Origin of the sequence: Flagellimonas okinawensis (assembly GCF_029194005.1) — a bacterium.
Classification (GTDB): Bacteria; Bacteroidota; Bacteroidia; order Flavobacteriales; family Flavobacteriaceae; genus Flagellimonas; species Flagellimonas okinawensis.
Genome location: NZ_JARFVA010000003.1, coordinates 485153 through 509124, shown reverse-complemented (window position 1 = coordinate 509124; position 23972 = coordinate 485153). Strand labels below are relative to the sequence as shown.

General features: G+C 42.2%; 21 protein-coding genes. 6 read left to right on the top strand and 15 right to left on the bottom strand.

Going from position 1 to position 23972, the window contains the following annotated elements:
* Positions 1-214: 214 nt before the first annotated feature.
* On the bottom strand, positions 215-649 hold the full coding sequence (locus tag PY091_RS11890; RefSeq protein WP_275649875.1) for a hypothetical protein: 435 nt from the start codon (positions 647-649) through the stop codon (positions 215-217).
* Entirely contained in the window at positions 639-1187 is a 549-nt protein-coding gene (locus PY091_RS11885) for an RNA polymerase sigma factor (RefSeq protein WP_275649874.1), read from the bottom strand. Before PY091_RS11885 ends, PY091_RS11890 begins: the two co-directional genes overlap by 11 nt.
* A 173-nt stretch (positions 1188-1360) precedes the next feature.
* Between PY091_RS11885 and PY091_RS11880 the strand changes: the two genes are divergently transcribed.
* On the top strand, positions 1361-2344 hold the full coding sequence (locus tag PY091_RS11880; RefSeq protein WP_275649873.1) for a polyprenyl synthetase family protein: 984 nt from the start codon (positions 1361-1363) through the stop codon (positions 2342-2344).
* Here the strand turns inward: PY091_RS11880 and PY091_RS11875 are convergent.
* The 3 genes from PY091_RS11875 to PY091_RS11865 are packed head-to-tail and all read right to left on the bottom strand — an operon-like array spanning position 2341 to position 6334.
* The gene (locus PY091_RS11875; RefSeq protein ID WP_275649872.1) at positions 2341-3483 is read right to left on the bottom strand and encodes a lycopene cyclase family protein; all 1143 of its coding nucleotides are present in this window, start codon (positions 3481-3483) and stop codon (positions 2341-2343) included. The two genes, PY091_RS11880 and PY091_RS11875, sit on opposite strands and share 4 nt — an antisense overlap.
* A 42-nt stretch (positions 3484-3525) precedes the next feature.
* Entirely contained in the window at positions 3526-4011 is a 486-nt protein-coding gene (locus PY091_RS11870) for a hypothetical protein (protein WP_275649871.1), read from the bottom strand.
* 52 nt (positions 4012-4063) lie between these two features.
* On the bottom strand, positions 4064-6334 hold the full coding sequence (locus PY091_RS11865; protein WP_275649870.1) for a TonB-dependent receptor: 2271 nt from the start codon (positions 6332-6334) through the stop codon (positions 4064-4066).
* A gap of 78 nt (positions 6335-6412) precedes the next feature.
* Between PY091_RS11865 and PY091_RS11860 the strand changes: the two genes are divergently transcribed.
* Together PY091_RS11860 and PY091_RS11855 are read left to right on the top strand one after the other, a co-directional pair.
* Positions 6413-7069: a metal-dependent transcriptional regulator gene (locus PY091_RS11860; protein WP_275649869.1), complete on the top strand. Its 657-nt coding sequence runs from the start codon at positions 6413-6415 to the stop codon at positions 7067-7069.
* Entirely contained in the window at positions 7069-7890 is an 822-nt protein-coding gene (locus PY091_RS11855) for a ZIP family metal transporter (RefSeq protein ID WP_275649868.1), read from the top strand. Before PY091_RS11860 ends, PY091_RS11855 begins: the two co-directional genes overlap by 1 nt.
* 6 nt (positions 7891-7896) lie before the next feature.
* Here PY091_RS11855 and PY091_RS11850 read toward each other — a convergent pair whose 3' ends face one another.
* The 8 genes from PY091_RS11850 to PY091_RS11815 form a co-directional block, all read right to left on the bottom strand.
* Positions 7897-9021 (bottom strand): efflux RND transporter periplasmic adaptor subunit, encoded by a 1125-nt coding sequence (locus tag PY091_RS11850; RefSeq protein WP_275649867.1) that lies wholly within the window; start codon positions 9019-9021, stop codon positions 7897-7899.
* 2 nt (positions 9022-9023) lie between these two features.
* Positions 9024-13373: a CusA/CzcA family heavy metal efflux RND transporter gene (locus tag PY091_RS11845; RefSeq protein WP_275649866.1), complete on the bottom strand. Its 4350-nt coding sequence runs from the start codon at positions 13371-13373 to the stop codon at positions 9024-9026.
* A gap of 76 nt (positions 13374-13449) precedes the next feature.
* Entirely contained in the window at positions 13450-13851 is a 402-nt protein-coding gene (locus PY091_RS11840; protein ID WP_275649865.1) for a hypothetical protein, read from the bottom strand.
* An 84-nt stretch (positions 13852-13935) separates the two neighbouring features.
* Complete coding sequence (locus PY091_RS11835; RefSeq protein WP_275649864.1) at positions 13936-15678, bottom strand: glycoside hydrolase family 13 protein; 1743 nt, start codon at positions 15676-15678, stop codon at positions 13936-13938.
* A gap of 72 nt (positions 15679-15750) precedes the next feature.
* The gene (locus tag PY091_RS11830; RefSeq protein WP_275649863.1) at positions 15751-18867 is read right to left on the bottom strand and encodes a VPS10 domain-containing protein; all 3117 of its coding nucleotides are present in this window, start codon (positions 18865-18867) and stop codon (positions 15751-15753) included.
* Positions 18868-19002: 135 nt separating this feature from the next.
* Positions 19003-19479, bottom strand: coding sequence for a hypothetical protein (locus PY091_RS11825; RefSeq protein ID WP_275649862.1), 477 nt, complete (start codon positions 19477-19479; stop codon positions 19003-19005).
* Positions 19480-19485: 6 nt separating this feature from the next.
* The gene (locus PY091_RS11820; RefSeq protein ID WP_275649861.1) at positions 19486-20241 is read right to left on the bottom strand and encodes an SDR family NAD(P)-dependent oxidoreductase; all 756 of its coding nucleotides are present in this window, start codon (positions 20239-20241) and stop codon (positions 19486-19488) included.
* A 49-nt stretch (positions 20242-20290) separates the two neighbouring features.
* On the bottom strand, positions 20291-21010 hold the full coding sequence (locus PY091_RS11815; RefSeq protein WP_275649860.1) for a DUF6090 family protein: 720 nt from the start codon (positions 21008-21010) through the stop codon (positions 20291-20293).
* Positions 21011-21135: 125 nt separating this feature from the next.
* Between PY091_RS11815 and PY091_RS11810 the strand changes: the two genes are divergently transcribed.
* The 3 genes from PY091_RS11810 to PY091_RS11800 are packed head-to-tail and all read left to right on the top strand — an operon-like array spanning position 21136 to position 22393.
* A complete protein-coding gene (locus PY091_RS11810) occupies positions 21136-21579 on the top strand; it encodes a hypothetical protein (RefSeq protein ID WP_275649859.1) in 444 nt (147 codons plus the stop codon).
* Positions 21576-21986, top strand: a complete 411-nt coding sequence (locus tag PY091_RS11805; RefSeq protein ID WP_275649858.1) for a DUF2141 domain-containing protein — start codon at positions 21576-21578, stop codon at positions 21984-21986. The genes PY091_RS11810 and PY091_RS11805 overlap by 4 nt, the downstream gene beginning before the upstream one ends.
* A gap of 14 nt (positions 21987-22000) precedes the next feature.
* Positions 22001-22393 carry a DUF423 domain-containing protein gene (locus tag PY091_RS11800; protein ID WP_275649857.1) on the top strand — a complete coding sequence of 131 codons (393 nt, stop codon included), beginning with the start codon at positions 22001-22003 and terminating at the stop codon, positions 22391-22393.
* On the opposite strand, the gene PY091_RS11795 is transcribed toward PY091_RS11800, so the two are convergent.
* Positions 22390-23100, bottom strand: coding sequence for a DUF4097 family beta strand repeat-containing protein (locus PY091_RS11795; RefSeq protein ID WP_275649856.1), 711 nt, complete (start codon positions 23098-23100; stop codon positions 22390-22392). The genes PY091_RS11800 and PY091_RS11795 overlap by 4 nt on opposite strands.
* A 102-nt stretch (positions 23101-23202) precedes the next feature.
* A complete protein-coding gene (locus tag PY091_RS11790) occupies positions 23203-23955 on the bottom strand; it encodes a DUF4097 family beta strand repeat-containing protein (protein ID WP_275649855.1) in 753 nt (250 codons plus the stop codon).
* Positions 23956-23972 lie beyond the last annotated feature (17 nt).

Here is a 23972-nt window from a genome sequence, read left to right as displayed (position 1 = left end):
CATAATCAGGGGCAAATGTAATTATGGAAACTTTAAAAACAAAAAAAGTTTCCATGGTTTTACAATTTTTTAACGAGGGAATGACAATTTCATTCAATTGGATTTTTTGCTATCCACAAATACTGGCCTAAGCTGAGAATCTTTTTGGTTGGTATCCATGCCTGGACTTCCCAATCGCCAAAAAAATGGACTGAACTGGAGTAGATATTTCTTTCTAGTTTTCTTCTGATGTATCATGATTGTCGTTTTTGATTTTTTCAACATATGCTTTAAATGCTTCTTCGCCTTCCTCTTTCCAAAATTGATCATAGTGTTTCCACTCATCAAAATCCCTTCTCCATGGCATACATGTATTGGACGATTTAATTTTCTTTTTGTGACTTGTGCCACCTTTACTTTTTCCTCCGCCTCCACCAAAGCCGAACAAAAGTTTGGCCAAAACAAAGACGCCCAGTGCCTGCCAGTAGGTAACTGTTCCCACACCGAATAAATCGGGCATCAGCCAGTTCCAAAGTCGCATCAACAGGTAATTTGCCAATAGAAATATCAGTACACCCAGTATCACCATGGCAATAACCTTGACTACTTTTTTTACAGTGCTCTCCACCTTTTTCTCTACAACTTTCTCAAATTCTCTTTTATGTTCCATAACTCAATTCTTTAATATTCTCCAATGTTTTTGATAATTCCGACATGGCCCGGTGTCTTCTGGACATTAAGGTGCCTTGTGGAATCCCGGTTCTTTCTGTTATTTGTTTGTAATTGTATCCTTCAAAATCTATAGCGACAATAATGTCCCGATAGACAGGTTTTAGGTTTTCGACCGCATTTTTTAGGGCTTGCTCCATTTCTGGGGAATAACGGTTGTCCGCATCACCATAAAAGAACTCAGCAAACTCGCGCCATTGTTGGTCAATATCTTCACTGGGAAGTTTTCGCTCTTTTTTGCCCCTCATAATGTCTATGATCCTGTTCCTAATGGCATTGTAAACAAACCCGCCCACATTGGTTATGGGCAGGGCATCATCCGATCGCGAAAACATCCGCAGTGCAACATCCTGCACAATATCTTCGGCATCCCTTTCCGATGTATCCCTGATCTTGGACTGCACATAGGAACGCAGCGAGCCATACTCCTCGTTAAAGAAGTCCGTCAGATTATTGCGATTATCGGTTTTGGCTGCCATTCGGTTGGATCAGGTTGCTTTTCACTTATAGAGACGATAAAAAAGAATTCTATTGCAGTTTTTCTGAAATTTTTTTTACCACAGTTGATTTTTAAAGGTTTGGATAAGTTGTATCCAAGTTTTAAATCGGAGCTGTAATCCCAAATTCAATATTTGAATGTATTTTTGGCTCCATGTCACATATCGATATCATTAGTCAGTATAGGGAACAGTTTGTTACGTATCTCGTGGCAAGAACCCAGTTAGGGGAGCCCAAGAGTTTGTACGCGCCGGTTAAATATATTTTAGGATTAGGCGGTAAGCGTATGCGGCCAATTCTTACTTTGATGACGGCCGAGGCTTTTGGGGGGAAGGTGGAGTCTGCTATGGATGCCGCATTGGCCGTGGAAATGTTCCATAACTTTTCGTTGGTCCACGACGATATTATGGACGATGCCCCTTTACGAAGGGGAAAAACCACGGTACACGAAAAGTGGGATGTGAATACTGGAATCCTGTCAGGCGATGCCATGTTGATTTTATCCTATCAGTTTTTTGAAAGCTATCCAGCCGAAACTTATGTTGAACTTACTAAATTGTTCAGTAAAACAGCGCTTGAGGTATGTGAAGGTCAACAATATGATGTGGATTTTGAGACCCGCGACGATGTGACGATTCCCGAATATTTAAAAATGATCGAATACAAGACCTCTGTTCTGGTGGCTGCCGCCATGAAAATGGGAGCTGTTGTGGCCGGTGCCTCTCCAAAAGATGCAGATGCCATTTATGAATTCGGTCGCAACCTGGGCATAGCCTTCCAATTGCAAGACGATTATTTGGATGCTTTTGGTGACCCCAAAACCTTTGGTAAGCAGGTCGGGGGCGATATCATGGAAAACAAAAAGACCTATCTGTATTTAAAATCCTTGGAAAAAGCCTCCCAAGATGATCAAGAAGGTTTACAGCATCTCTATACCATAAAACCTGAAGACTCCACAGCAAAAGTAGCTGCCGTAAAAACTATTTTTAAGGAAAGCGGTGCGGTGGATGAAACCAAAAAAGCCATTAAAAGTTTTACCCAAGAGGCGTTTGATGCCTTGGCGGAAACAAAACTTCCAGAGAAAAGCAAAGTGTTGCTGAAGGAATTTGGAGAAAGTTTAATGGAACGCACCGTTTAGAAGATTCGCTTTAACAAAGCTCTGATAAAAGGCATAGGTTTCGGAGCGGTTACAATCTTGAGCTCTTCCCACAAATTGGTCTTGTTTTCGAGGAATTTTAAGATCAGTGAAGCCTTTCTTTTTTTGAACATGGACTCGAAAATTTCGTGTCCTAAGTGATTGTTCTCGTACAGAATATCGAGTAACAGCATATCGTAAAACAAGAATCTGCTTTTTTGGTGGAATTCGGTCAATGGTTCCCCGGTTTTTAAATATTCTACCAGTTTGGGTACTTGCCGAGTTGTGTTGTAGAAGGTATAGCCTGTACTTGGTTTGGCCCATCCGCCTGCAATTCCGATATGGAAAACTCGATTGGTGTTATGTTGATGAAACGGATAGCAAGTCATTGGAATGCTACCAAATTCTATTTCTTCGACGGAGTATTTTGTATTACCGTAGTTCTCGGAAATGTACGTTTTGATGGCCTCCTCATACTCACTTTTTTTCAAGAGGTGCTCTGAGAACAAGGTGTACTCTACCAAGGCTTCGTTTTCCGAAAAGGGAAGCACATACATAAAGCGTGTATTGCCTTTTTGTGGTATGGAGAAGTCCATAAAAGTGGCCTCTCCTAATTTAAATACCGACTGTTCGGTTTTTATTTGCCATCCAACAAAGTGCTGTTGCAAAACAGGGTATCTGCTCTGTTTTAAAGGGATGGAAGGGTTAAAGAGGCTGGAAAATACCGTTTGTCCGGTGAATTTTTGAGCTGACGTGGTCACTAAGACCTCATTTTGCTGCTCTTTAACATGTAGCACTTCCTCTTGAGCGAAAGTAATGTTGGGGTAGGCTTTTACCTTTGGTACAAAGTGGTTGTAAAAGTCAATGCCACGTAGCATTTTGTAGGTATAGGGAGCAATGGAAGTTGATTTTTGAAGTCGCTGTCCGCCCACATAAATGGTATCCCAAGTTTTGTAGATGAGGTCATCAAATTGTCCTTTACCACGCTCCCAAAAACACCAGGTACGATCGTTTTTGGATTTATCATCTTTGTCCAGTACCAAAATTGTTTTGGAGGCAAAGAATTCATCCTTGCCCAAAGCATCGGCCAACAATAGTCCAGCCGCGCCAGCTCCTAAAATAATGTAATCGTGCTTGGGCATAGTATTAAAGATAGGATAAGGAAATAGAATTGTTTTGAATTATTAATCTACCCATTTTTGCTCTCTTTCAGTAGCATCAAGAATATCCAATCCCAACGCTAATTTAAAGTGTTGAGCTACCTTAAAGGCGTTTTCCTTGTCAAAAGTTCGATAAAATGTGATGTGCTTATTTCTGTTATAAAATAGATTGATAAGAAACACTACATCTGTGAAAGTAGTTGAAGCACCCAATGAGTTGACACGTTGTTTCTGTTTACCTTTAAAAACAGAAATGTACTCGAAATCTGGAATTGGTTTCCACTTGCCAAAATGTATTGCGAAAATTGACCATATGCTCCTGTAGGTTCGATTATCAAGATTAATTTGTGTTCCTTCTGAGGAAATCAGATAGACCGCAAAAGAAAGCATGAAAAAACCAAAAAGAATATTTTGATATATCACAGTATAAAATGAGAATATAAAAATTACGGTTCCAAATATCCTTTTAAATATTGAAACCGGTTTTAAGTAGGTAATTACATTATCCATTCAGATGAAATTTGAGGTGTTTCACATCTAAGATAACCAATCTTTCCTCACCCTAAAAAACTGTATACCGCAACCCAAAGAACCCACGAATCCCTTGGTTGGGTCCGTACACATAACTGGGGTCAAAAGTGAGCGCGTAGGGGTTGTTGGGTGTGGCTACGGCATTACCATTACTATCAAACATCACATCCCTATCAAAAGGATCGTTTGCCCTTGCAATAATAAAAGGGTTGCCACGGTTCGGTGTCCAATCCAACAAGTTCTTTACGCCTCCGTATACTTCAAAATTGTTCAATCCTTTGTAGGTAAACTGGATATTCTGGATGCTCCATGTTGGAGAATATTCACTTCGAGGATCTAAATCGCCCAACAAGGGTAAACGCATCGAGCCATATAAATTCCCTGTATAATCTGCCGTAAGCTTTAGAGCATGAAAAGTGTACGATAAATTCCACGTAGCGGTAATGCTTTCGGTAAGGATTTGTTGTTGGGTCACTCCATTTTCGGTGCTGCTCACATCCTGCCAAGTGGCCCCGACCATAATCTTGAAACTGCTCGGGAAAGCAATGTCCAAATTGGCACTTACCCCTTGAGAAACCGATTTTCCATCAAGGTTGTCATAAATGATTTGATTGGGATTGGTCTCATAGTCGGGCAGTATCACATTCGAGAATCTAGTGTAAAATGCAGAAGCATCCAACCCGATAAAGGTGCCATTGTCGCTATAAATTTTCTTCAAATAATTGATGTTGACATTGACAGACCGTTCTGGCTTCAACTCTTCTGCAATCACAACATCTCGGGACCCTGTAAGCGCTGCGTGATCTTCAGTAAATAAATTGACTACGCGAAATCCTGTTCCTGCGTTCACCCGGAAAATGTCGTTGTCGGAGATCTTCCATTTATAAGCTGCGCGTGGGGTTAGAATATTGCCGTGCCGTTGGTCATAATCGTATCGTAGCCCGGCTAAAAAGGAATGTTTGGGGGCAAAGGTGTATTCGTCCTGCGCAAATACGCTTGGAATCCAAATATTGTCCGCCTCTGTGGTTGCAGGCGTATTGTCGTTGTAATAATTATATCTGACCGCACTTCCGAAAAGTAAATCGTGATTCCCGGCAGTCTTGTCCCAGGTCAATTGGGCAAAACCAATGCGTTGGTCGGCCAAATATTCCGTATCGCCATATACGGAGTTCTGGTTATGATCATTATAGGAGAAAGAGAGGAGAAACTTTTCTTCAAACGGCAGCTGATACTTTCCGAGCAACTCCCATCTTCGCGTGTATATACTTTCTCCATAGATTTCATCCCCGCCACGGTATTCCGGGGTCCATTGCATTTCACCACCCCATCGGTCCTCGTAAAAAAAGCGCCCCGCCAAGGAGAACAAACGGTTATCCTTCCGTTCAAAATCCCATTTTTGAAATATAGAGATGCGGTCCTGAAGTGTCAAGTCGGTAAAATCATCGCCGTTCTTGTCCACAGGGATATCATAATTGAAGTAATTAAGACCCAAAAGCAGGTTTGTTTTATCGCTGACCGATATTTTACTGCCCACATCCAAATTGTACTCGCCCCAACCCGTGGCAAAGCCATCGGCAAAAAACTCTGGAGCACTAATCGCATTTTTAGTGATGATGTTGATCAAACCGCCTACTGCTTCACTACCATAAAGCGAAGAAGCCGGACCTTTTACAATTTCAATCTGCTCGATCAGGGAATTTGGGATACCGGTTAGGCCGTACACTGTACCCAAACCACTAACAATGGGCATCCCGTCGATAAGAACCAGGGTGTAGGGACCTTCCAGTCCATTGATATGGATATCACCCGTATTACAGACGTTGCAATTAATTTGTGGACGGACTCCGTTTACATTCTGCAGCGCATCAAAAACACTGGCCGTAGGATTCTTTTTTAAAAAAGTAGGGGAGTACACCTCTACGGGAACGGGGCTTTCCAATCGGCTTACTGGTTTTAGGGTGCCGGTAACCACGGTTTCGTCCAAACTTTGTGCAGAAGGTTCCAGTTGTATGTTGATGGTTTTATTCGCTCCTGCTCCAAGACTGATTTTGCTTTGATACGGTTGATACCCCAATGAGGTCACCAATACCACATAATCTCCAGGTTGAATGTCGGTCATCTCAAACATGCCGTCAATGTCCGTAGCGGTTCCCATATCGGTTCCTTTCAAAATCACGTTTGCCAAGGGTAAAGGTTCTCCATTGTCGGTCACCTTACCGTTCAGAGATGCCGATTGGGCAAAACTATAATGGCCGATCAAGGCTATCCATAAGAGGGCTAGATGTTTGCAACTTGATTTCAATTAATATAAAATTAAATTTAGACAAAGCTAAAAATAGATTTTGTCAAATAAAAATGTATTTTTGGAAAAATATTTTTGATGACCCGATCAGAGGAGAATTATTTGAAGACAATTTTTCATTTGGGAGGTGGTGACTCCAAGTCCATTACCACTAATGCCATTGCCGAGCAGATGGAAACAAAACCATCTTCGGTAACGGACATGGCCAAGAAATTATCGGAAAAAGGATTGGTGGATTATGTGCGCTATCAAGGCGTTTCGTTGACAGAGGTAGGAGTAAAAACGGCTTTATCCATTATTAGAAAACACCGTTTGTGGGAAGTTTTTTTGGTTAAAAAGCTGGATTTTACCTGGGATGAAGTACACGAAGTGGCCGAACAGTTGGAGCACATTAAAAGTGAAAAACTGATCGATAAGCTCGATGAGCTTCTTGATTTTCCCAAATACGATCCGCATGGGGACCCTATCCCTACCAAAGACGGAAAGTTTCAGGAGCGTGATGAAAAGTTGCTCAGTGAAATTCCCATCAATTCCCAAGGAGTTTGTGTAGGAGTCAAAGATTCCTCTGTACCTTTTCTAAAATTCTTGGATAAGAATAAAATCGCTTTGGGGAACACCATCAAAGTATTGGACAAAGAAGATTTTGACAATTCCCTCCGTATCCAAATGGAAGGAAAAGAAATGCGAATATCACATCAAATTGCAGCTAACTTATATGTAAAAAAGAACGACTGATGGAACAAGTAATTCAATATTTTCAAGAAATAGACCCCGTATTGGCCGCATTGTACGCAACGCTTTTTACATGGGGATTAACGGCTGCTGGTGCGGCATTGGTATTCTTTTTTAAAGGGATGAACCGAGCCCTGTTGGATGGAATGTTGGGGTTTACCGGTGGAGTAATGGTCGCGGCCAGTTTCTGGAGTCTGCTGGCCCCCGGAATTGAGATGAGCGAAGGAGAGGGGTTCGTTAAAGTGATACCCGCGGCTGTCGGGTTTTTGTTGGGTGCGGCATTTATTTTTGGATTGGATAAGATTTTGCCCCATTTGCATATCAATTTTAAGTTGAGCGAAGCGGAAGGGGTAAAGACCCCATGGCATAGAACCACTTTATTGACCTTAGCGATTACCTTACATAACATTCCCGAAGGGTTGGCTGTAGGGGTCCTTTTCGGAGGTGTTGCAGCTGGATTTGAAGGAGCCACTATTGGAGGTGCCGTGGCATTGGCTTTGGGAATCGGACTTCAGAATTTTCCAGAGGGGTTTGCAGTGGCCATGCCTTTGAGAAGACAGGGTTTAAGTAGACGGAAAAGCTTTTTATATGGTCAGGCATCTGCGTTGGTAGAGCCCATTGCAGGAGTTCTGGGAGCTTGGGCAGTGCTGACTTTCGAACCCATATTACCTTATGCCCTTTCCTTTGCTGCTGGTGCTATGATCTTTGTTGTGGTGGAAGAAGTAATTCCCGAAACGCAACAAGATAAATACACCGATATCGCCACAATGGGCTTTATCGGTGGATTTATAATTATGATGACCTTGGATGTGGGTCTGGGATAAAATGATCTATCCCCCGATCAAATCAAAGACACCCTTGGTCAAAAACTGATCGGTTTCGTTAAGGCCGGTTGATATGATTTCGGTATACCCGTCAAAGGTGCCACCTTGTTTTACGGCTACTCTTTCAAAAGTATAGCCACCGTCTTTTTGTTCGATCAATTTAAGTACATAAAAGTTGCCTTCCGATTCGATTACGGCTTCTTCGGGCAACGACCATGTTTTTGTAGTATCCGTCATGATCATGGCATCTACGAACATTCCTGGTAAAAAGTTACCCTCTTCATGCTCCAAGTGTCCGTGAACCTTGATGGTTCTTTTGGCATCGTCAATGGATGTTCCTACCAAATGAACCTCAGCATTAAAGACTTCTTCGGATGCTTCTGGAATCCTAAATTGAATTTTTTGGCCCTTTTTCACTTTCAAAATATCTTTTTCGAATACGGTAAGTTCCAAATGGACATGGTCGTTGTCGATGATTTCCAATATTTCGGTAGCAGGGGATACATAACTTCCCTTGGCCACGTTCATTTTTGTGATGCTTCCAGCAATCGGGGCATAAATCGCAGCTTGCGATGAGATGTTTCCTTGTTCCACTTTACTTGGCGAAATATTCAGCATTTGCAATTGTTCCCTCAAACCCTGATAACGTGCCTTGGCCGTTTCGTAATTGCTCTTCGCTTGAAGAAAGTTCTTTTGGGAGGCAATTTTCTCATCAAAAAGGGTTTGGTTCCTTTCAAACTCAGCCTTTAGGTAATCCAACTGATTGAATACCTCAAGGTAATCCTGCTGCATTTGCACAAATTCTTGGTTTTCCAAGACCACCAATAATTGGCCTTTTTTTACCTGATCACCAATAAGTAGAGATGTCTGTTTTACAAAACCACCCATAAACGCAGTCACGCTAGCTCGGTTTTCTGGTGGAACGTCAATCATTCCGGATGTCTCCACCATTTTTGGAAAGGTTCTTTTTTCCATGGCACTTATCATCAGGTCATTGGTGTCAAATTGATCTTGTGTTACCACGATTCCCGATTCTTCTGCTTGTTCTTCGGTAGCTGATGCTTCGCTGTTCTTATCGCCGCAGCCCATCAAAAGAAGGAATACAGCGGCTATTTGAAATATATGTTTCATTGTTATAATGTTATTGTCAAGTAATTAATGGCGATTACGGTTTGATTGTATTGATTGAGTACATCCAAATAATTGAGTTGGATGTCGTAGGCGTTTTCCAAACTTTGTATGTATTGGAAAAAGTCGATTTCTCCGTTTTGAAAGTTCCCGGAGGCCGCTTTCAAGATTTGGTCGGAAAGTAGACCGCCTTCGTCCTCGTAGTAAGAGAGTTCCTTGGCCTGTTGCTCCAGTTGTCCCAACAATGTTTTATAGCGCTGGTTCATGGCAACGGTGATCTCGGTGTTCTCCATCTCAGTGATCTTGGTCTGGATTTTGGAAGACTTTACTTTACTGCTGTGTCCAAAGAAGAAAATCGGGATGCGAACACCCAATTGAATCCCGTACAACGATGTTCCAAGCCCACTATTGGTCCCTTGAAAATATTCCAGGTTGAGGTCGGGCAACAATCTATTTTGTTCCAAGCTCTTTTGGGCATTGCTCAGCGCTTGACGGTTGTCCAAAAAGGAGGCTTCGGTTTGCAACATCCCTTGGGAATTCAATACCGTCAACTTTTCCGGTTTTTCGTCAACGATTTCCAATGTGTCCTGGCTTTGCACCAAGCTCACGATCTGACCGTAAGTGGTCAACATTTGCTGTTTTATCTTCGAGTAGGTATTTGCAATCTGGCGTTGCTTGGCCGTTGCGGTCACCTTTTCCAGATAATTGGTCTCACCTAGCTCAAAACGCCTGTTTGCTGCATGGGCGAATTTGCTATAAATACTATCGAGCGTGCTATACAGCTTTGCTTTTTGGTTCAAGGTCTGGTATTGATAGTACGCATTGCTCAATGATTGGTACAATTGCTTCTTCTGTATCTCAAACGATGATTTTTGAAGCTCATAATTCGATTTTTGAAGCTTGTTCTTGGCGCCGTATACTGTAGGGAACTCGAACTGTTGTTGCGCCCCAAAAACCTTGAGGGGTTCTCCGTTCAATGCCAGGTTGTTCTCGTCGTATTGATAGTAAATATCCGTTTTGTCAAACTCAAAGGCGGTACCCTTGAGGGTTTCGGCTTGATCTACCATTAAGGAACCAGCTTGGATGCCCTTGTTGTTTTCCAATGAAAGGGCCATCAAATCCTCTAGGTTCAGTTTGGTTTGTGAAAAACCGGAAAGAGAAACCAAAAGGATTATAATTGTCAATGCGTTCCGTTTTCTCATTCTTCGTTCTTTTCTTCTTTTTCTCATACCACGGAATTTAATGTTATGTGAATAAGCATATAAAACGGGCAATACAACCAAAGTAAGCATGGTGGCCGTTACCAACCCACCGATTACCACGGTAGCAAGGGGTCGTTGCACTTCGGCACCTGCATTGGTGGACACAGCCATGGGCAAAAATCCTAGGGCTGCAGCTGAAGCCGTCAACAATACGGCACGCAGCCTGTCCTTGGTTCCCTGTTTGATAAGGTCTTCCATGGAATCAAAGTCTTTTCCTTTGAGTTCTTTGAAGTGCTCTATCAATACGATTCCGTTCAAAACTGCTATACCGAACAGGGCGATGAACCCAACTCCCGCAGAGATACTAAACGGCATATCGCGTAACCAGAGCAGGAGTACACCACCCACTGCTGAAAGTGGAATAGCGGAGAAAATAAGCAAAGCTTCCTTCACCGATCCAAAAGCAAAGTATAGCATGATAAAGATGAGCAACAATGCAATGGGCACTGCTATCATTAATCTTGCTTTTGCATTCTGGAGATTTTCGAACTGCCCGCCGTAGGTAATGATATACCCTGGGGGCAAAGTGATATGTTCATCTATAAGGAGTTGGACGTCGTCCACAACGGACTGAAGGTCTCGGTTCCTTACATTGATTCCGACAACGATGCGTCTTTTCGTATCATCACGTGAAATTTTGGCTGCTCCTTTTTGATACGTGATTTCCGCCAATTCGCTCATCGGGATTTTGCCTCCATTGGGAATATCTACATAAAGGTTTCTCAAGTTCGAAATATCCTGACGGTTCTCTGAATCCAACCGAACTGCCATATCAAATTGACGCTCACCCTCAAAAACACTTCCAACAACCTTGCCCGCAAAACCCATAGAAATCATTTCGTTAAGGTCGGCTATGTTTAGCCCGTGCCGGGCAATTTTGGCACGGTCAAAGGAAACGTTCATCTGTGGAAGCCCTTCAACTTTCTCAACGATAATATCGGATGCTCCTTCTACATCTTGGATAAGGTCTTTGATCTCGTTTGCCTTTCGGTTCAATGTTTCCAGGTTCTCACCAAAGATTTTGATGGCGATATCTGCTCTTACTCCGGTAATCAGTTCATTGAAACGCATTTCAATGGGTTGGGTAAATTCTACCTCCATTCCGGGAATCACAGACAAGGCTTCTTTGAACTTATCGGCTAACTCGTCCTTGCTTTCAGCGGAGACCCATTCATCTTTCGGTTTTAATGCAATAATCACGTCGCTTTCCTCCATGGACATGGGGTCCGTGGGTACTTCAGCTGCACCGATACGGCTCACAACCTGTTTTACTTCTGGGAACTCGTCCAACAATATTTGTTCAATCTTTGTGGTCGTTTCCACGGTCTTGGCCAAAGATGTTCCGGTCTTCAACACGGGCTGAATCACAAAATCCCCTTCATCCAAGGTAGGTACAAATTCACCCCCCATGGAAGAGAACAATAAGACAGCTCCAATCAACAAAGCAGCCGCAATGGAAAGCACCAGCTTTTTGCTTTTCATGGCCCACTCGATAACAGGCTCATATTGTTTGTTGATCCAGTTGACCAATCGGGTCGATATGCTTTTTTCAGATTCTTTCGATGGCTTTAAGAAGAGCGCCGAAGCTACAGGAACATAAGTGAAACATAAAAGAACAGCTCCCAACAAGGCAAAACTGAAAGTCAGTGCCATGGGTTTGAACATTTTGCCTTCCACACCGCTAAGCGATAGGATGGGGATAAAAACAATGAGAATAATGAGCTGGCCAAAAACGGCGGAGTTCATCATTTTGGTTGCACCTTGTAAGGTGATACTATCCTTGACGGATTGTGTTTCAGCTTTTCCCAAATTGGCCAATTCCGCTTTTTTTCGGGTTATTTGGAATGCAATGTATTCCACGATGATCACCGCTCCATCTATAATAATTCCAAAGTCGATGGCTCCAAGGCTCAACAAGTTGGCATCTACCCCGAAAATGTTCATTAAAGTTAGCGCAAAAAGCAAACAGAGTGGGATTACCGATGCTACAACAAGGCCTGAACGCCAATTGCCCAAAAGCAGTACCACCACGAAAATCACGATCAAACAACCTAGGACCAAGTTTTCTGTGACGGTAAAGGTTGTTCTTCCGATAAGTTCGCTACGGTCCAGAAATGGGTTGATATACACCCCTTCCGGAAGCGATTTGGAAATGGAGGCCACTCGTTCCTTAACGGCCTCGATTACCCTTTTGGAATCGGCATCCTTGAGCATCATGATCTGGCCAAGCACTTTTTCGCCTTCTCCATTTCCTGTAATGGCACCAAATCGGGGAGCGCTTCCGAAACCAACCTTGGCCACATCCTTAATATAGATGGGAATACCATTTCTGTTGGTTACCACTATATTTTCAATGTCTTTAAGATTGCTGACCAAACCTTCTCCACGGATAAAATAGGCTTGGTTTACTTTTTCGATATAACCACCACCGGATACACTATTGTTCATTTCCAATGCGGTGAACACTTCCCTGGCGGTAATGTTCAGAGCATTGAGTTTTTGGGTCTCGATGGCAACTTCATATTGTTTAAGATGTCCTCCCCACGTATTTACTTCCACCACGCCGGGAATACCCGAGAGCTGACGTTTTACGATCCAATCTTGGATGGTACGAAGCTCTGTGGAGGAATATTGGTCTTTATATTCAGGCTCTACATCCAATATATATTGATAGATTTCACCCAAGCCCGTAGTAATGGGGCCCATTTCGGGGCTGCCAAACCCTTCAGGTATACGACTGGATGCAGATTTTATTTTTTCAGCGATAAGTTGCCGGGGCAGGTAGGTTCCCATATCGTCCTCGAAAACAATGGTGACCACCGATAGCCCAAACTTGGACACCGAGCGGATTTCCTTAACGCCGGGAAGGTTGGCCATTTCGAGTTCCACAGGGTAGGTGACGAACTTTTCCATATCCTGTGTGGATAGTCGGTTCGAGGTTGTTAACACCTGCACTTGGTTGTTGGTTACATCGGGAACTGCCCCGATAGGTATTTGTGATAACGAGTATAAACCGATTAAGGCTATAAACGTTGTAAATAGAAGAACAATGAACTTGTTCTTTATACTAAAGTTTATAATTTTTGAAAACATGATTCATAGAAATGTTAGCATTATTAAATGGAATAAAGCTTGATAGAAGTGTTCAGCAAGGCTGAAGTACTATGAATTATGCGTGTTTGGGTGGTTGAAAAGGGTCGTCTCCCCAAATATGGGAGTAAGAGATCAGATAATGGAAATTCCCTTTGACCACTACAGGAATCTCAGAATAGGAGTTAATGAAACTATCTGAACCCAGAACAAAGACCAAGGGCTGCGCGCATGGAGCCTGTTGGTGTTGAAAAGGGAGCTTTTCGTGTTCTTTTTGTTCCTCTTGGTGTTTTTCGCTGTGCGAAGCTTTCAGTTCCCCGTAGTGTTTGGAAACAAAAACCATAAAGTTATCACCATATTCCTCATTGTGGAACTGGTAATGCTCAACAAACTGTCCAAGTTCGACCAAATCCTTAAAATGGATACTGGCCCCTTGAAGCAAAATGAGCAGGGATATCCCTATGATAACTATTTTATTCATCCTGACTTCGTAAAATTACGAATAAAGTATTGTAGGGTAAATAGTTGTGGTTAATTTAGAATTATTCTCATTTCATCGGCAACATTAGTCAATGTTTAAAATCACAGCTTGATATGGCTTCAATTTTATTGAATTGTCAATAAAATCAAGGTCAGAATAATTATTGATCAGAATAGAATGGTTGCTCCATTGTTCGTCCAACTGGATTTCGGAGTTTTCTTTAGAAAAGTTTAACAACACCAATACCTTTGTGTCATCCAAATTTCTGGTGTAGGCATAAATAGTTGGATGTTCTGGTGCCACAAGTTCATATGACCCATAAACCAAGACCGGATTTTTCTTTCTTAGCTCTGTCATTTTCCTAAAGTGGTTCAGTACGGAATTTGTATCGGAGTTTTCCTCTTCCACATTAATATCTACATGATTGTCATTCACAGGAAGCCATGGTGTTGCATTGGTAAAGCCTGCGTGTTCTGAATTGTCCCACTGCATTGGGGTCCTACCGTTGTCTCTCGATCCAAAATTGAGCTTCTCCATAAAAAGTGCCATATCCTCTCCTTCGGAAAGTGCTTTTTGGTATCCGTTAATAGCTGCAATATCTTGGTACTGTGAAATGGAATCAAAATCGATGTTGGTCATGCCCAGTTCATCTCCGTAATAACAATAAGGAGTGCCACGCATGCTGAGTATAAACGTATTCAACAGTTTGGTGGAGGGACTTCTAAAGGCTTTGCTGTCGTTCCCCCATCGGCTCACCATTCGTGCTTGGTCGTGGTTGGAGAGGAATATGGAAAGCCAACCATCGTCGGCAAATTCTTGGTCCCACTTGGTGAACACATCTTTCATGGTCTTGAGGTCGTATCCCTCATATTTGGGAACGTCCACACCTTCAAAGGCATAGGCCATATTCAATTCGTTGCGGTCTTGGTCTACTAGTTTATGGGCATCTTTAAAATTTCGTCCAGCGCCTTCGGCAACGCTCATTACATCATACTTACTGAACACTTCTTCGTTCATTTCCTTCAAATAGTCATGCAACCCATCTTGCATGGCGTAATATTGAATGAAATCCTTTTCGAACCCATCTGGAAACTTGGGGTAGGTGGTATCCTTCGCTGCAAACTGAAAAGCATCCAAACGGAATCCGTCCACACCCTTGTCGGCCCAAAATTTCATTATATCGTAAACTTCTTGCCGCACTTTGGGATTGGACCAGTTGAGGTCCGGCTGTTGTTTGGCGAAGTAATGTAAATAGTAAGCGTCGGTTATTGAATCGTATTGCCAAGCATCCCCTTTGGCATCGAACAAACTGTAGCGATATGGAGGTTCACCTTTTTCGGCAGGCCACCAATGGTAATAATCACGATAGGGATTGTCACGTGAACTTCTAGACTGTTTAAACCACTCGTGCTCATCACTACTGTGGTTCACCACAATATCCATCACCAATTTGATGTCCCTTTGGTGCATTCCGGAGAGTAAACTATCAAAATCCGCCATAGTGCCGAACTCCTCCATGATGTCGCGATAGTTGCTCACATCATAACCGTTGTCGGCATTAGGGGAAGTGTAGATGGGATTCAGCCAAACAGCTGTAACGCCCAAACTTTTGATGTAATCCAATTTTTGAATGATGCCTTTTAGGTCACCGACCCCATCACCATCCGAATCCTTAAAGCTTCGTGGATAGATTTGATATACAATGGCTTCTTTCCACCACTTGGCATTTTCAACGGGCGGATTGCTTTTCTCTTTTGATTCCTCCTTACATGAAAGAGCAATTAAACAAAAAGAGCAAATCATCACTTTTATCAAGGAACGGCTCATAACGGTTAATTTATGTACAGATTTCCTTTAAAGGTAACGATTTGCTCTCTATTGCTCTGAGCTGATTACTTTTTAATCCAGACTAATGTTTGAAACTCCACTATCCTCCAAAATAGCATTTACTTTGGGAAGCTCTTTTTCCAATGCACTGTTCAGTTTGGCCATATGACCGTCCAATTCGGCCGTAAGCTCATCAAACACCACATAGGCGGCATCCGTTGGTCTGGCATCCCCGTTTTCAATGCTTCTTTGCAGGGCATTGAATCTATTGTTCAATTTGATGGGGAAGTTCAAAGGATCCTGTCCTGATTGGTTTTTGGTCTGATAGAGATCATTCTCGATTTCGGTCAAGGTTTCCATAAAGTCTTCGGAAAGTTTGGTAAACTTTCTGCTGGAAACACCTTTGCCCAAACTATCAATTTGTTTACGTATGCTTCTTATTTGGATGACAGCTTCGTTGGCAATGGTAGCCTTTTCCGTGATTTTTGAAGCCAATTCAAACTGTTTTTGAAGGTCTTCAGCTGTAATTCCTTTCAAGTTGGGGTCCATTTCAATTTTAAATGGATAACTCTTGATGACTTCAGGACCCACTTTCATTTGTATGGTGTAATCCCCTAGAGGTGCTTTTGGTCCAGTTGTGGCCGAAGCTCCCCAAATTATAATACCGTCGAATGTGGTAGGATCGGGGTATCTCAAATTCCAAGTAAAGGTGTTGATGCCTTTTGCCGTGGTGGGTTTTGTACTGCTGAATCTGCTCCACCAAGATGAGCCTCCGGTTTCTTCGTATTTTGGTTTGTTGCCACCAAAAGACTCAATGAGGTTGTTGTCGGCGTCAAAAATGGAGAAAGTTACCGTATCCACTTCTTCTTCCAGGTAATACTGGAAATTGGCGTTGTAAATACCCCTAATAGCATTGGTGGGCTTGAATAATACGTTTTTCTGACTTTTTAAATCTTCTGAATACTCCCTAAAAGGTTGAATGTCGTCCAAGATCCAAAACCCTCTACCATGGGAACCCAGAACAACATCGTTATCCTTGATCACCAAATCCCTGATCGGGGTATCGGGTAAGTTCAATTGAAGGGATTGCCATTCGGCACCATCATTAATGGAAAAATAAACTCCGTGTTCGGTGGCCAAAAACAATAGGCCTTCTCTTTTGTGATCTTCACGAATCGCTCTGGCGAAGTGTCCATCTTCTATTCCGGTAATGATCTTGGTCCATGTTTTTCCATAATCGTGCGTTTTAAAAACGTATGGCGCCCTGTCGTCTACTTGGTACCTGTTGGCAGCTACATATAAAGTTCCAGGGTTATGGATTGATTCTTCTATGATGCTTACTCTTGAATATTTTGGTAAATCTTCAGGAGTAATATCCTCCCAATTTTCCCCTCCGTCTCTTGTGATGTGGATTTTTCCATCATCGGAACCGGCCCAAATGGTGTTGATATCGTGATTGGACGGAGCCAGTGCGAAAACAGTGGCATAGATTTCCGGACCGTTCATGTCCATGGTGATCACACCACCGGTTTTACCTAAGGTTTCCGGATCTGCGTAAGTTAGGTCAGGACTTATCCTTTCCCATGTCTGTCCATCGTTGGTGGTTTTCCATACGTGCTGGGAGCAAGTGTACATTACATTCGGGTCTTTTGGCGCGAACATAATGGGGAAAGTCCATTGCCAACGTTCTGGAAGGGCACTGGCCGGTTCACCAGAGAAAAAGCGAGGATACACCTGAATGTCTCTGGTCTGTCCGTTGCTTCGGTCGTACCTTGTTAATAGCGCGCCTTGGCTTCCGGCGTAAAAAATATCGGGATTGGTAGGACTTTGTGTGATCCAACCACTCTCCCCGCCACCAACGGCGTAGTACCATTCGGAACTGGGGCCCCGGGCTTGCATAAATTCCCATCCTTCACTGGGCATGGCCAATGTGGAATTGTCTTGTTGTGCGCCTGCCACATGATAGGGAACATCGCTGGTGGCCATCACGTGATAGAATTGTGCCGTTGGGTAATCTTGGTCGGTCCATGTTTTCCCCCCATTGATGCTAACCACTCCACCTCCGTCATTGGAGCTTATCATTCTATCAGGGTTATTGGGGTCTATCCATAGATCGTGGTTGTCGCTATGTGGTGTGTTGATGGTGACATCAAAAGTCTTTCCTCCATCGGTAGACTTAAAGAATCCTACGTTTAGGCCATATACCACATCCTTGTCTTTTGGGTCGGCATAAATTCTGGAATAGTAAAAGGCACGTTGTCTTAGTTTACGTTCGTTGTTGGTCATTTCCCATGTTTTTCCACCATCATCGGAACGGAAAACTCCGCCTTCGTTGGCTTCTACAATGGCCCAAACACGGTTGGAGTCTGCAGGGGAGACAGTAACTCCTATCTTACCAATGGGACCTTCTGGCATTCCCGGGTTTTCGGTGAGGTCGGTCCAGGTTTCACCGCCATCGGTGGATTTCCAAAGTTTACTGTCCGGACCACCGCCCCACATTTTCCAAGCTTTACGGTACACTTGCCAAGTACTGGCATAAAGTACATTAGGATTGTTACGATCTATGATCAAGTCGGCGGCTCCTGCTTTGTCACTTACATAAAGTACTTTTTTCCATGTTTTTCCTCCGTCAACGGATTTAAAAACACCGCGCTCCTCGTTTTCGCCATAAGGGTGTCCCAAAGCGGCCACATAAACAATATTTTCATTGGTTGGGTCTATACGAACTCTAGAAATGGCTTGGGTTTCTTCAAGCCCTAAATGGGTCCAGGTTTTACCGCCATCCGTTGTTTTATAAACACCATCACCTTGTGTGATGCTTCCTCGTAGCTGTGTTTCTCCCATACCGATGTAAACTACATCCGGGTTGGTTTCTGCCACGGCCACTGCTCCTACGGATGAACTGGTGACTTGGCCATCGGTAACACACTCCCAAGTGTTTCCTCCGTCTATGGTCTTCCATAGGCCACCACCTGTGGCCCCAAAGTAATATTCATTGGGTCGGGATGGACTTCCTGCAGAGCCCAAGGTCCGACCGCCACGGTTCGGGCCAATATTTCTCCATTCGAAACCACTATAAAAGCTGGTGTCTACGGTAATAGGGGTTGCATTTTGTGCGTAAATAAATAAGGTTGAAAAGAACATGGAAAGTAGCGTCCATGTCTTTAAAGGGGTTGTTGGCATTCTCATGATGTCAAGGTTGGTTATGAGTAGTTAGAATAAAGTCACAATTTACTCAATATGGATGAGAAAATTTAGCCAAATCAACCGAATCCTTGAATATTTTAAGATGTACTTGTGAAATATGTGCGTTTTATTGGGCAATCAATAATAGAGTTCATCAAGAATCATCCCATAATCATGTTGCAAGTCTTCATGGAGCAAAGGGATTTTCTTTTTGATGTATTCCAGTTGTCGGTTATACAAATTCTTTAGTGTAGTGTTTCTGTTAATGGAAGGTCTAAACGATTTCAATTTTTCACAGAAATAGAGCAATAGTTCCACTTCGGTGGCCTTGTTGCCCGAATAGCGTATGTATTTTTTGATGGTCCTAAGTATTTTTCGAACGCTTTTTTTAATGTAGAAGTAACTGTTGATATTGATGTCGGCGAACATGTCATCGACTTCTTCCTTTACGGTTTCGATGTAGCCCTCCTCGCTGTCGGATTCAAACAACAAATAGGTGAGTAATTCCTTGTTTTCTTTTTTGAATCGGGCCAAACGAAGGCAAAGTTCCATGATTTCTTCTTGCGATTTGAATTGGAGTTCTTTTTTAAGTTGTGCTACGGTTGAGGCCTTCATAAATAATTATCTTAAATAGGATGCGCCGTTTACATCGATGATCGTTCCTGAAGAATAGGCTGCCTCCGCAGATGCCAGGAACAATATTGCATGAGCCACTTCTTCGGGTTGGGCCATACGTTTAAAGGGGGATTCTCGCAACAGATTTTCCCGTTCGGCAGGAGTAAGGGTTTCTTTGGCCATTTCGGTTTCGGTGAACCCAGGGGCGACCACTCCGACGTAAATATTGTGCAGCGCCAATTTTTTGGCCAAGGATTGACTCATGGAATTCAATGCGGCTTTGCTGGCACCATAGGCCGGTTTGGTAGGTTCTCCTCGAAATGCACCTCGAGAAGATACACTTACAATATGTCCTCCTCCAGTTTTCATCATGGCCTTGGCTCCCCAATAGCATAGATTGGCGACTGCAAACAGATTGGTTTCAAAGGTTTTTTCCCAAGCGTTGGTCCAATGGTCAAAATCGACCTTGTCTATTTCATGAAAAATGGAAATACCGGCATTGTTCACCAACACATCAAGACGACCAAACGCTTTAACAAAATCGTTGATCAAGGCTTCGGTCTCTGACTTTTGTGAGATATCTCTTTTAAAAAGTTGATGACCTTCGCCGGGTAATTCTGCTAAAGTATGTTGTGCCACTTCATCATTGCTTCGATAGTTGACGCCCACTTTGGCCCCTTTTTTGGCAAAAGCCATAGCAGTTGCTTTTCCGATGCCACGGGAGGCACCTGTTATTAGTACATATTTGTTGGTGAAATCCATTATAGTTGGTTTTTTACAAAGGTCAACCTTAAATCACAATTCTGAAAACCTATTCTATATTAGGCTCAATTTCCGATGCAATCATCTTATAAATGTTTTTATTTCTATGTAGTGATGTCAGGTAACTTTGGTATATGCCGTTGATCAACAATTTTCTTAATTCAATCGCATTCAAAATAAAAATTTCATCTTCTTTGCTTAAACTACTTTTTAAACCATTGAACATCCCTCCTTTAATTCCCATTAATCTGGGACCGATGGTTTGTCGCGTATAGGTCTCATCTGCCGCCAACTGTTGGTTGGTGTAATTGTTTATGTCGTTGTAATAATTGAACAGGGAATCTATTATGGATTGATTTGAGATCAATTCCAGTTTTCCCGTAGAAATCAAATTATCAAAAGTGGAGGTTTGGGGTTGAATCCTAAAGAGGGTGATGAGTCCGGCGAACATATTCTCACTCTTGAATTCCTTTAAGTTTTGATCTAATAATTGGGCTTCTAAACTATTAAGGCTGTCCAAGGTGTAATTCAATTGTCGGGTTCTAGCACTCAAATGGACCGTGTCTTGGACTAGATTCACTTGTAATTTTTTCAGATAAAACCGCTCTTCTTTTCTATTGCTTGTCTCTTGGTTCCATGTGTTTATCTGTAAGGCAAGCAAAATCCCAATCACTACCAAAACTATTTCACCAATGGCATATAAAAGGTATTTTGTAAATCTGTTTTGGGAAAGCAGCACTTTTCTGATTTTTCTGAACAAGGTTGGCATCGCTAGTGGTTTGTTTAAAGATAACAAGTTAGGATACAATATTGTACAGATTCCAATGTTGTTCTATTAATTACTTTCTTTGTTACGAATTATTTGTTCGGGCACAAGATTTTTCGAGAAATACTATGGGAACTAAAAAAAGACATTGGTTATGGAACGTTTTGATTGTCCTGACCATTATACTTTGTGTTCTTACTTTTGTGGAACACTACAAGAACTGGCACAAGATTGAGAAAGGTAACTTCAAAATATTTTCGGGGATTTATTATCAAAAAATACCCTTAACGGAATTGGATAGTGTCCTATTTGTGCAAAAACTGCCCGAAATGGAGCGTTCCAGTGGATTTTCGTGGATGGAAAAGGAAAAGGGAGTTTTCAACGATTCCGTTACCAATACCAAAGTGTACGTATTTGTGGACGATCTTTATCAGCAAAAGATAAAAGTGGTACATCACGATTCACTAAAAATGTATGTGAATCTTAAAGATAGTATTGAAACCACGGAATTATTTGCATTTTTGCAGACCGAATTATTAAATAACAACGAAACTGCAAAAGGTGTTCAATGAAGCAAATTCTCTTTATCTTCTTCGTGATATTTCCACTTATCGGCTTTTCGCAGAACACTCTGTCAATACGGGTCAACAATGTGGAATCCGCCAAAGGAAAGGTAAATGTGGCCGTTTATGATTCGGATGAAGCCTTTTTATCCTTCGACCATGTACTTAAATCGGATAGTGTAGCCGCACATAAAGGGAGTGTGGAATTGAACATTTCAGACCTTCCCGAAGGTGAATATGCATTGGCGGTTTTTCATGATGAGAACGATAATGGAAAGTTGGACACCAATTGGTTGGGAATTCCAAAAGAAAAAGTGGCCTTTTCCAAGGGAAAAATGAAGACTTTTGGTCCGCCCAAATTCAAGGAATGTGCCTTTACAATGAATTCGGATCACGAAATCCATATAGATCTTTAGTAAACCCGGATAAAATGGAAACAATATTTATGGCCCAGTTTATGGGTGCGCTTTACGGACTTTTGGCAGTGATTTTTGGAGCATTTGGTGCCCATGCCCTAAAAAAGAAATTGACCCCCGAGCTGTTGCAAAGTTTTGAGACAGGGGTCAAATATCAAATGTATCACGCAATTGTGCTATTGGTATTGGGCTTTAATCTAAGTTTTGACAAACCTTTGGATTCAGCAATAGTCAACTGCTTTATTTTTGGCACTTTACTGTTTTCGTTCAGTATTTACGCCTTGTGTTTGGGGGCTGCAAAAGGAAACAAACCCCGTTTTTTGGGCCCAGTGACCCCGATGGGAGGATTACTTTTAGTGGTGGGTTGGGCCTTGTTGCTCTATTCCTTTATATCCAATTTAATTTAAAGCCTTAGGTACATGTTTCCGTTTATGGTGTTCAGTTTTAACTTATGGGCAGCACCATCAAAACTACCCGTCACTTTTTGACCAACATAGCGGTCGGCTACGGTAAGTTTCAAATTCTCATCTGCATAAATATTGCCGTGTATAGTTTCGGCCACTAAACTTGTGTTTTTCATCACCAAATCAATCTCTCCATTGATGGTTTGTAAATCCATATTACCATTGTATTTGGCAATATCAATGTCTCCATTGATCAATTCAGCGGTAAAATCACCTTCTATAATATCCGAACCAAGGTCCCCGTTTATGCTGCTCACTTTAAAGGTTGCTCCTTTGGGAACATAAAGCACATAGTTGAACTCATAAGTGTCACCGGAAAAATAATATCCTTTTCTATCTGTATGGGTTTTGTCCCATTCCGCTTTGAAGGCTTCAAAAACATCTTCAACATCCGAAGTAATACTCAAAGAGTTGTTGTTTTCATCAATATCCAGTTTAAATTTATCCAAGTATTTTCCATCTTCAATGGTGATATCCGCCTTAAAATAGATGGTTGATTTATCCCATGTTTTTACTTCGATGTGGTTGGCAAACTTTACATCCAAATCAATGGATTGCCCAGAGTAATTAAAGTTTTTTTCAACGATTTTCTGTGCACTAAGGGATAGCGTGGCCATTCCCACAACTGCGGTGATGATCAATTTTTTCATGACTGTTCGTTTTTTGATTTTAATAAGTAATTGATGTTTTGTCATCTTGAGCGCAGTCGAAAGATGAAAACATCTCGACTGCGCTCGCTGTGACACTTCAGTTTAGTTTTTTCTCAGGTACATGTTTCCATTTGTGGATTTCATGGAGATTTTTACCCCGCCCCCGTTGATGGAAGCATCGATGTTTCGTCCCAAAACCGATTTCATGCCATCTTTCTCTTCGGCCTTAATTTCAAAATCTGTGTACACATTACCATTCAAAGTACTCAAGGCTAGGTTGGCAGGTGTGTTCGATGGTAAACTAACATCCACTGCTCCATTGGTAGAGTAAAGAGAAATAGGGGAGCTCTGAGTTACTTTCCCAAAGGTTATTTCCAATTCACCATTAAGGGAGTTAGCTGTTACGGGTCCATTTACGTTTAAGATTTTAACACTTCCGTTGAGTTGGGCATCTGCCTCTATCTCACCAGAAAAACCGTCAATTTCTATATCTCCGTTCCAGGTGCTTTTAACGGAAATATTCTTGGAAGCTGGCAGATATATTTCTCCTTTCTTGTCTTTTCTTAGGTTGTGTACAATTAAGGTGCTTCCGTCCTGCACCACTGAAAAGCCTACATTGGTGTTGTCCGTTCCACCATCCCCGACCAATTTTAACCCCTTGGCGCGTTCGGGTGTTTTTATTTCCGGGCCCGACTTTATTAATAATTGGTTAGAGCTGTGGGTTTTTACCACAATATCCGATTTGGATTCGATTTTCACCCATTGGATTCCATCCAATGATTTGGTATAATCGTTTTGTGCTTTGGCAATGGCAGCCACAAAAAAGGCCATAATAATTAAGGTGAATTTTCTCATGATTTTCGCTTTTTGAT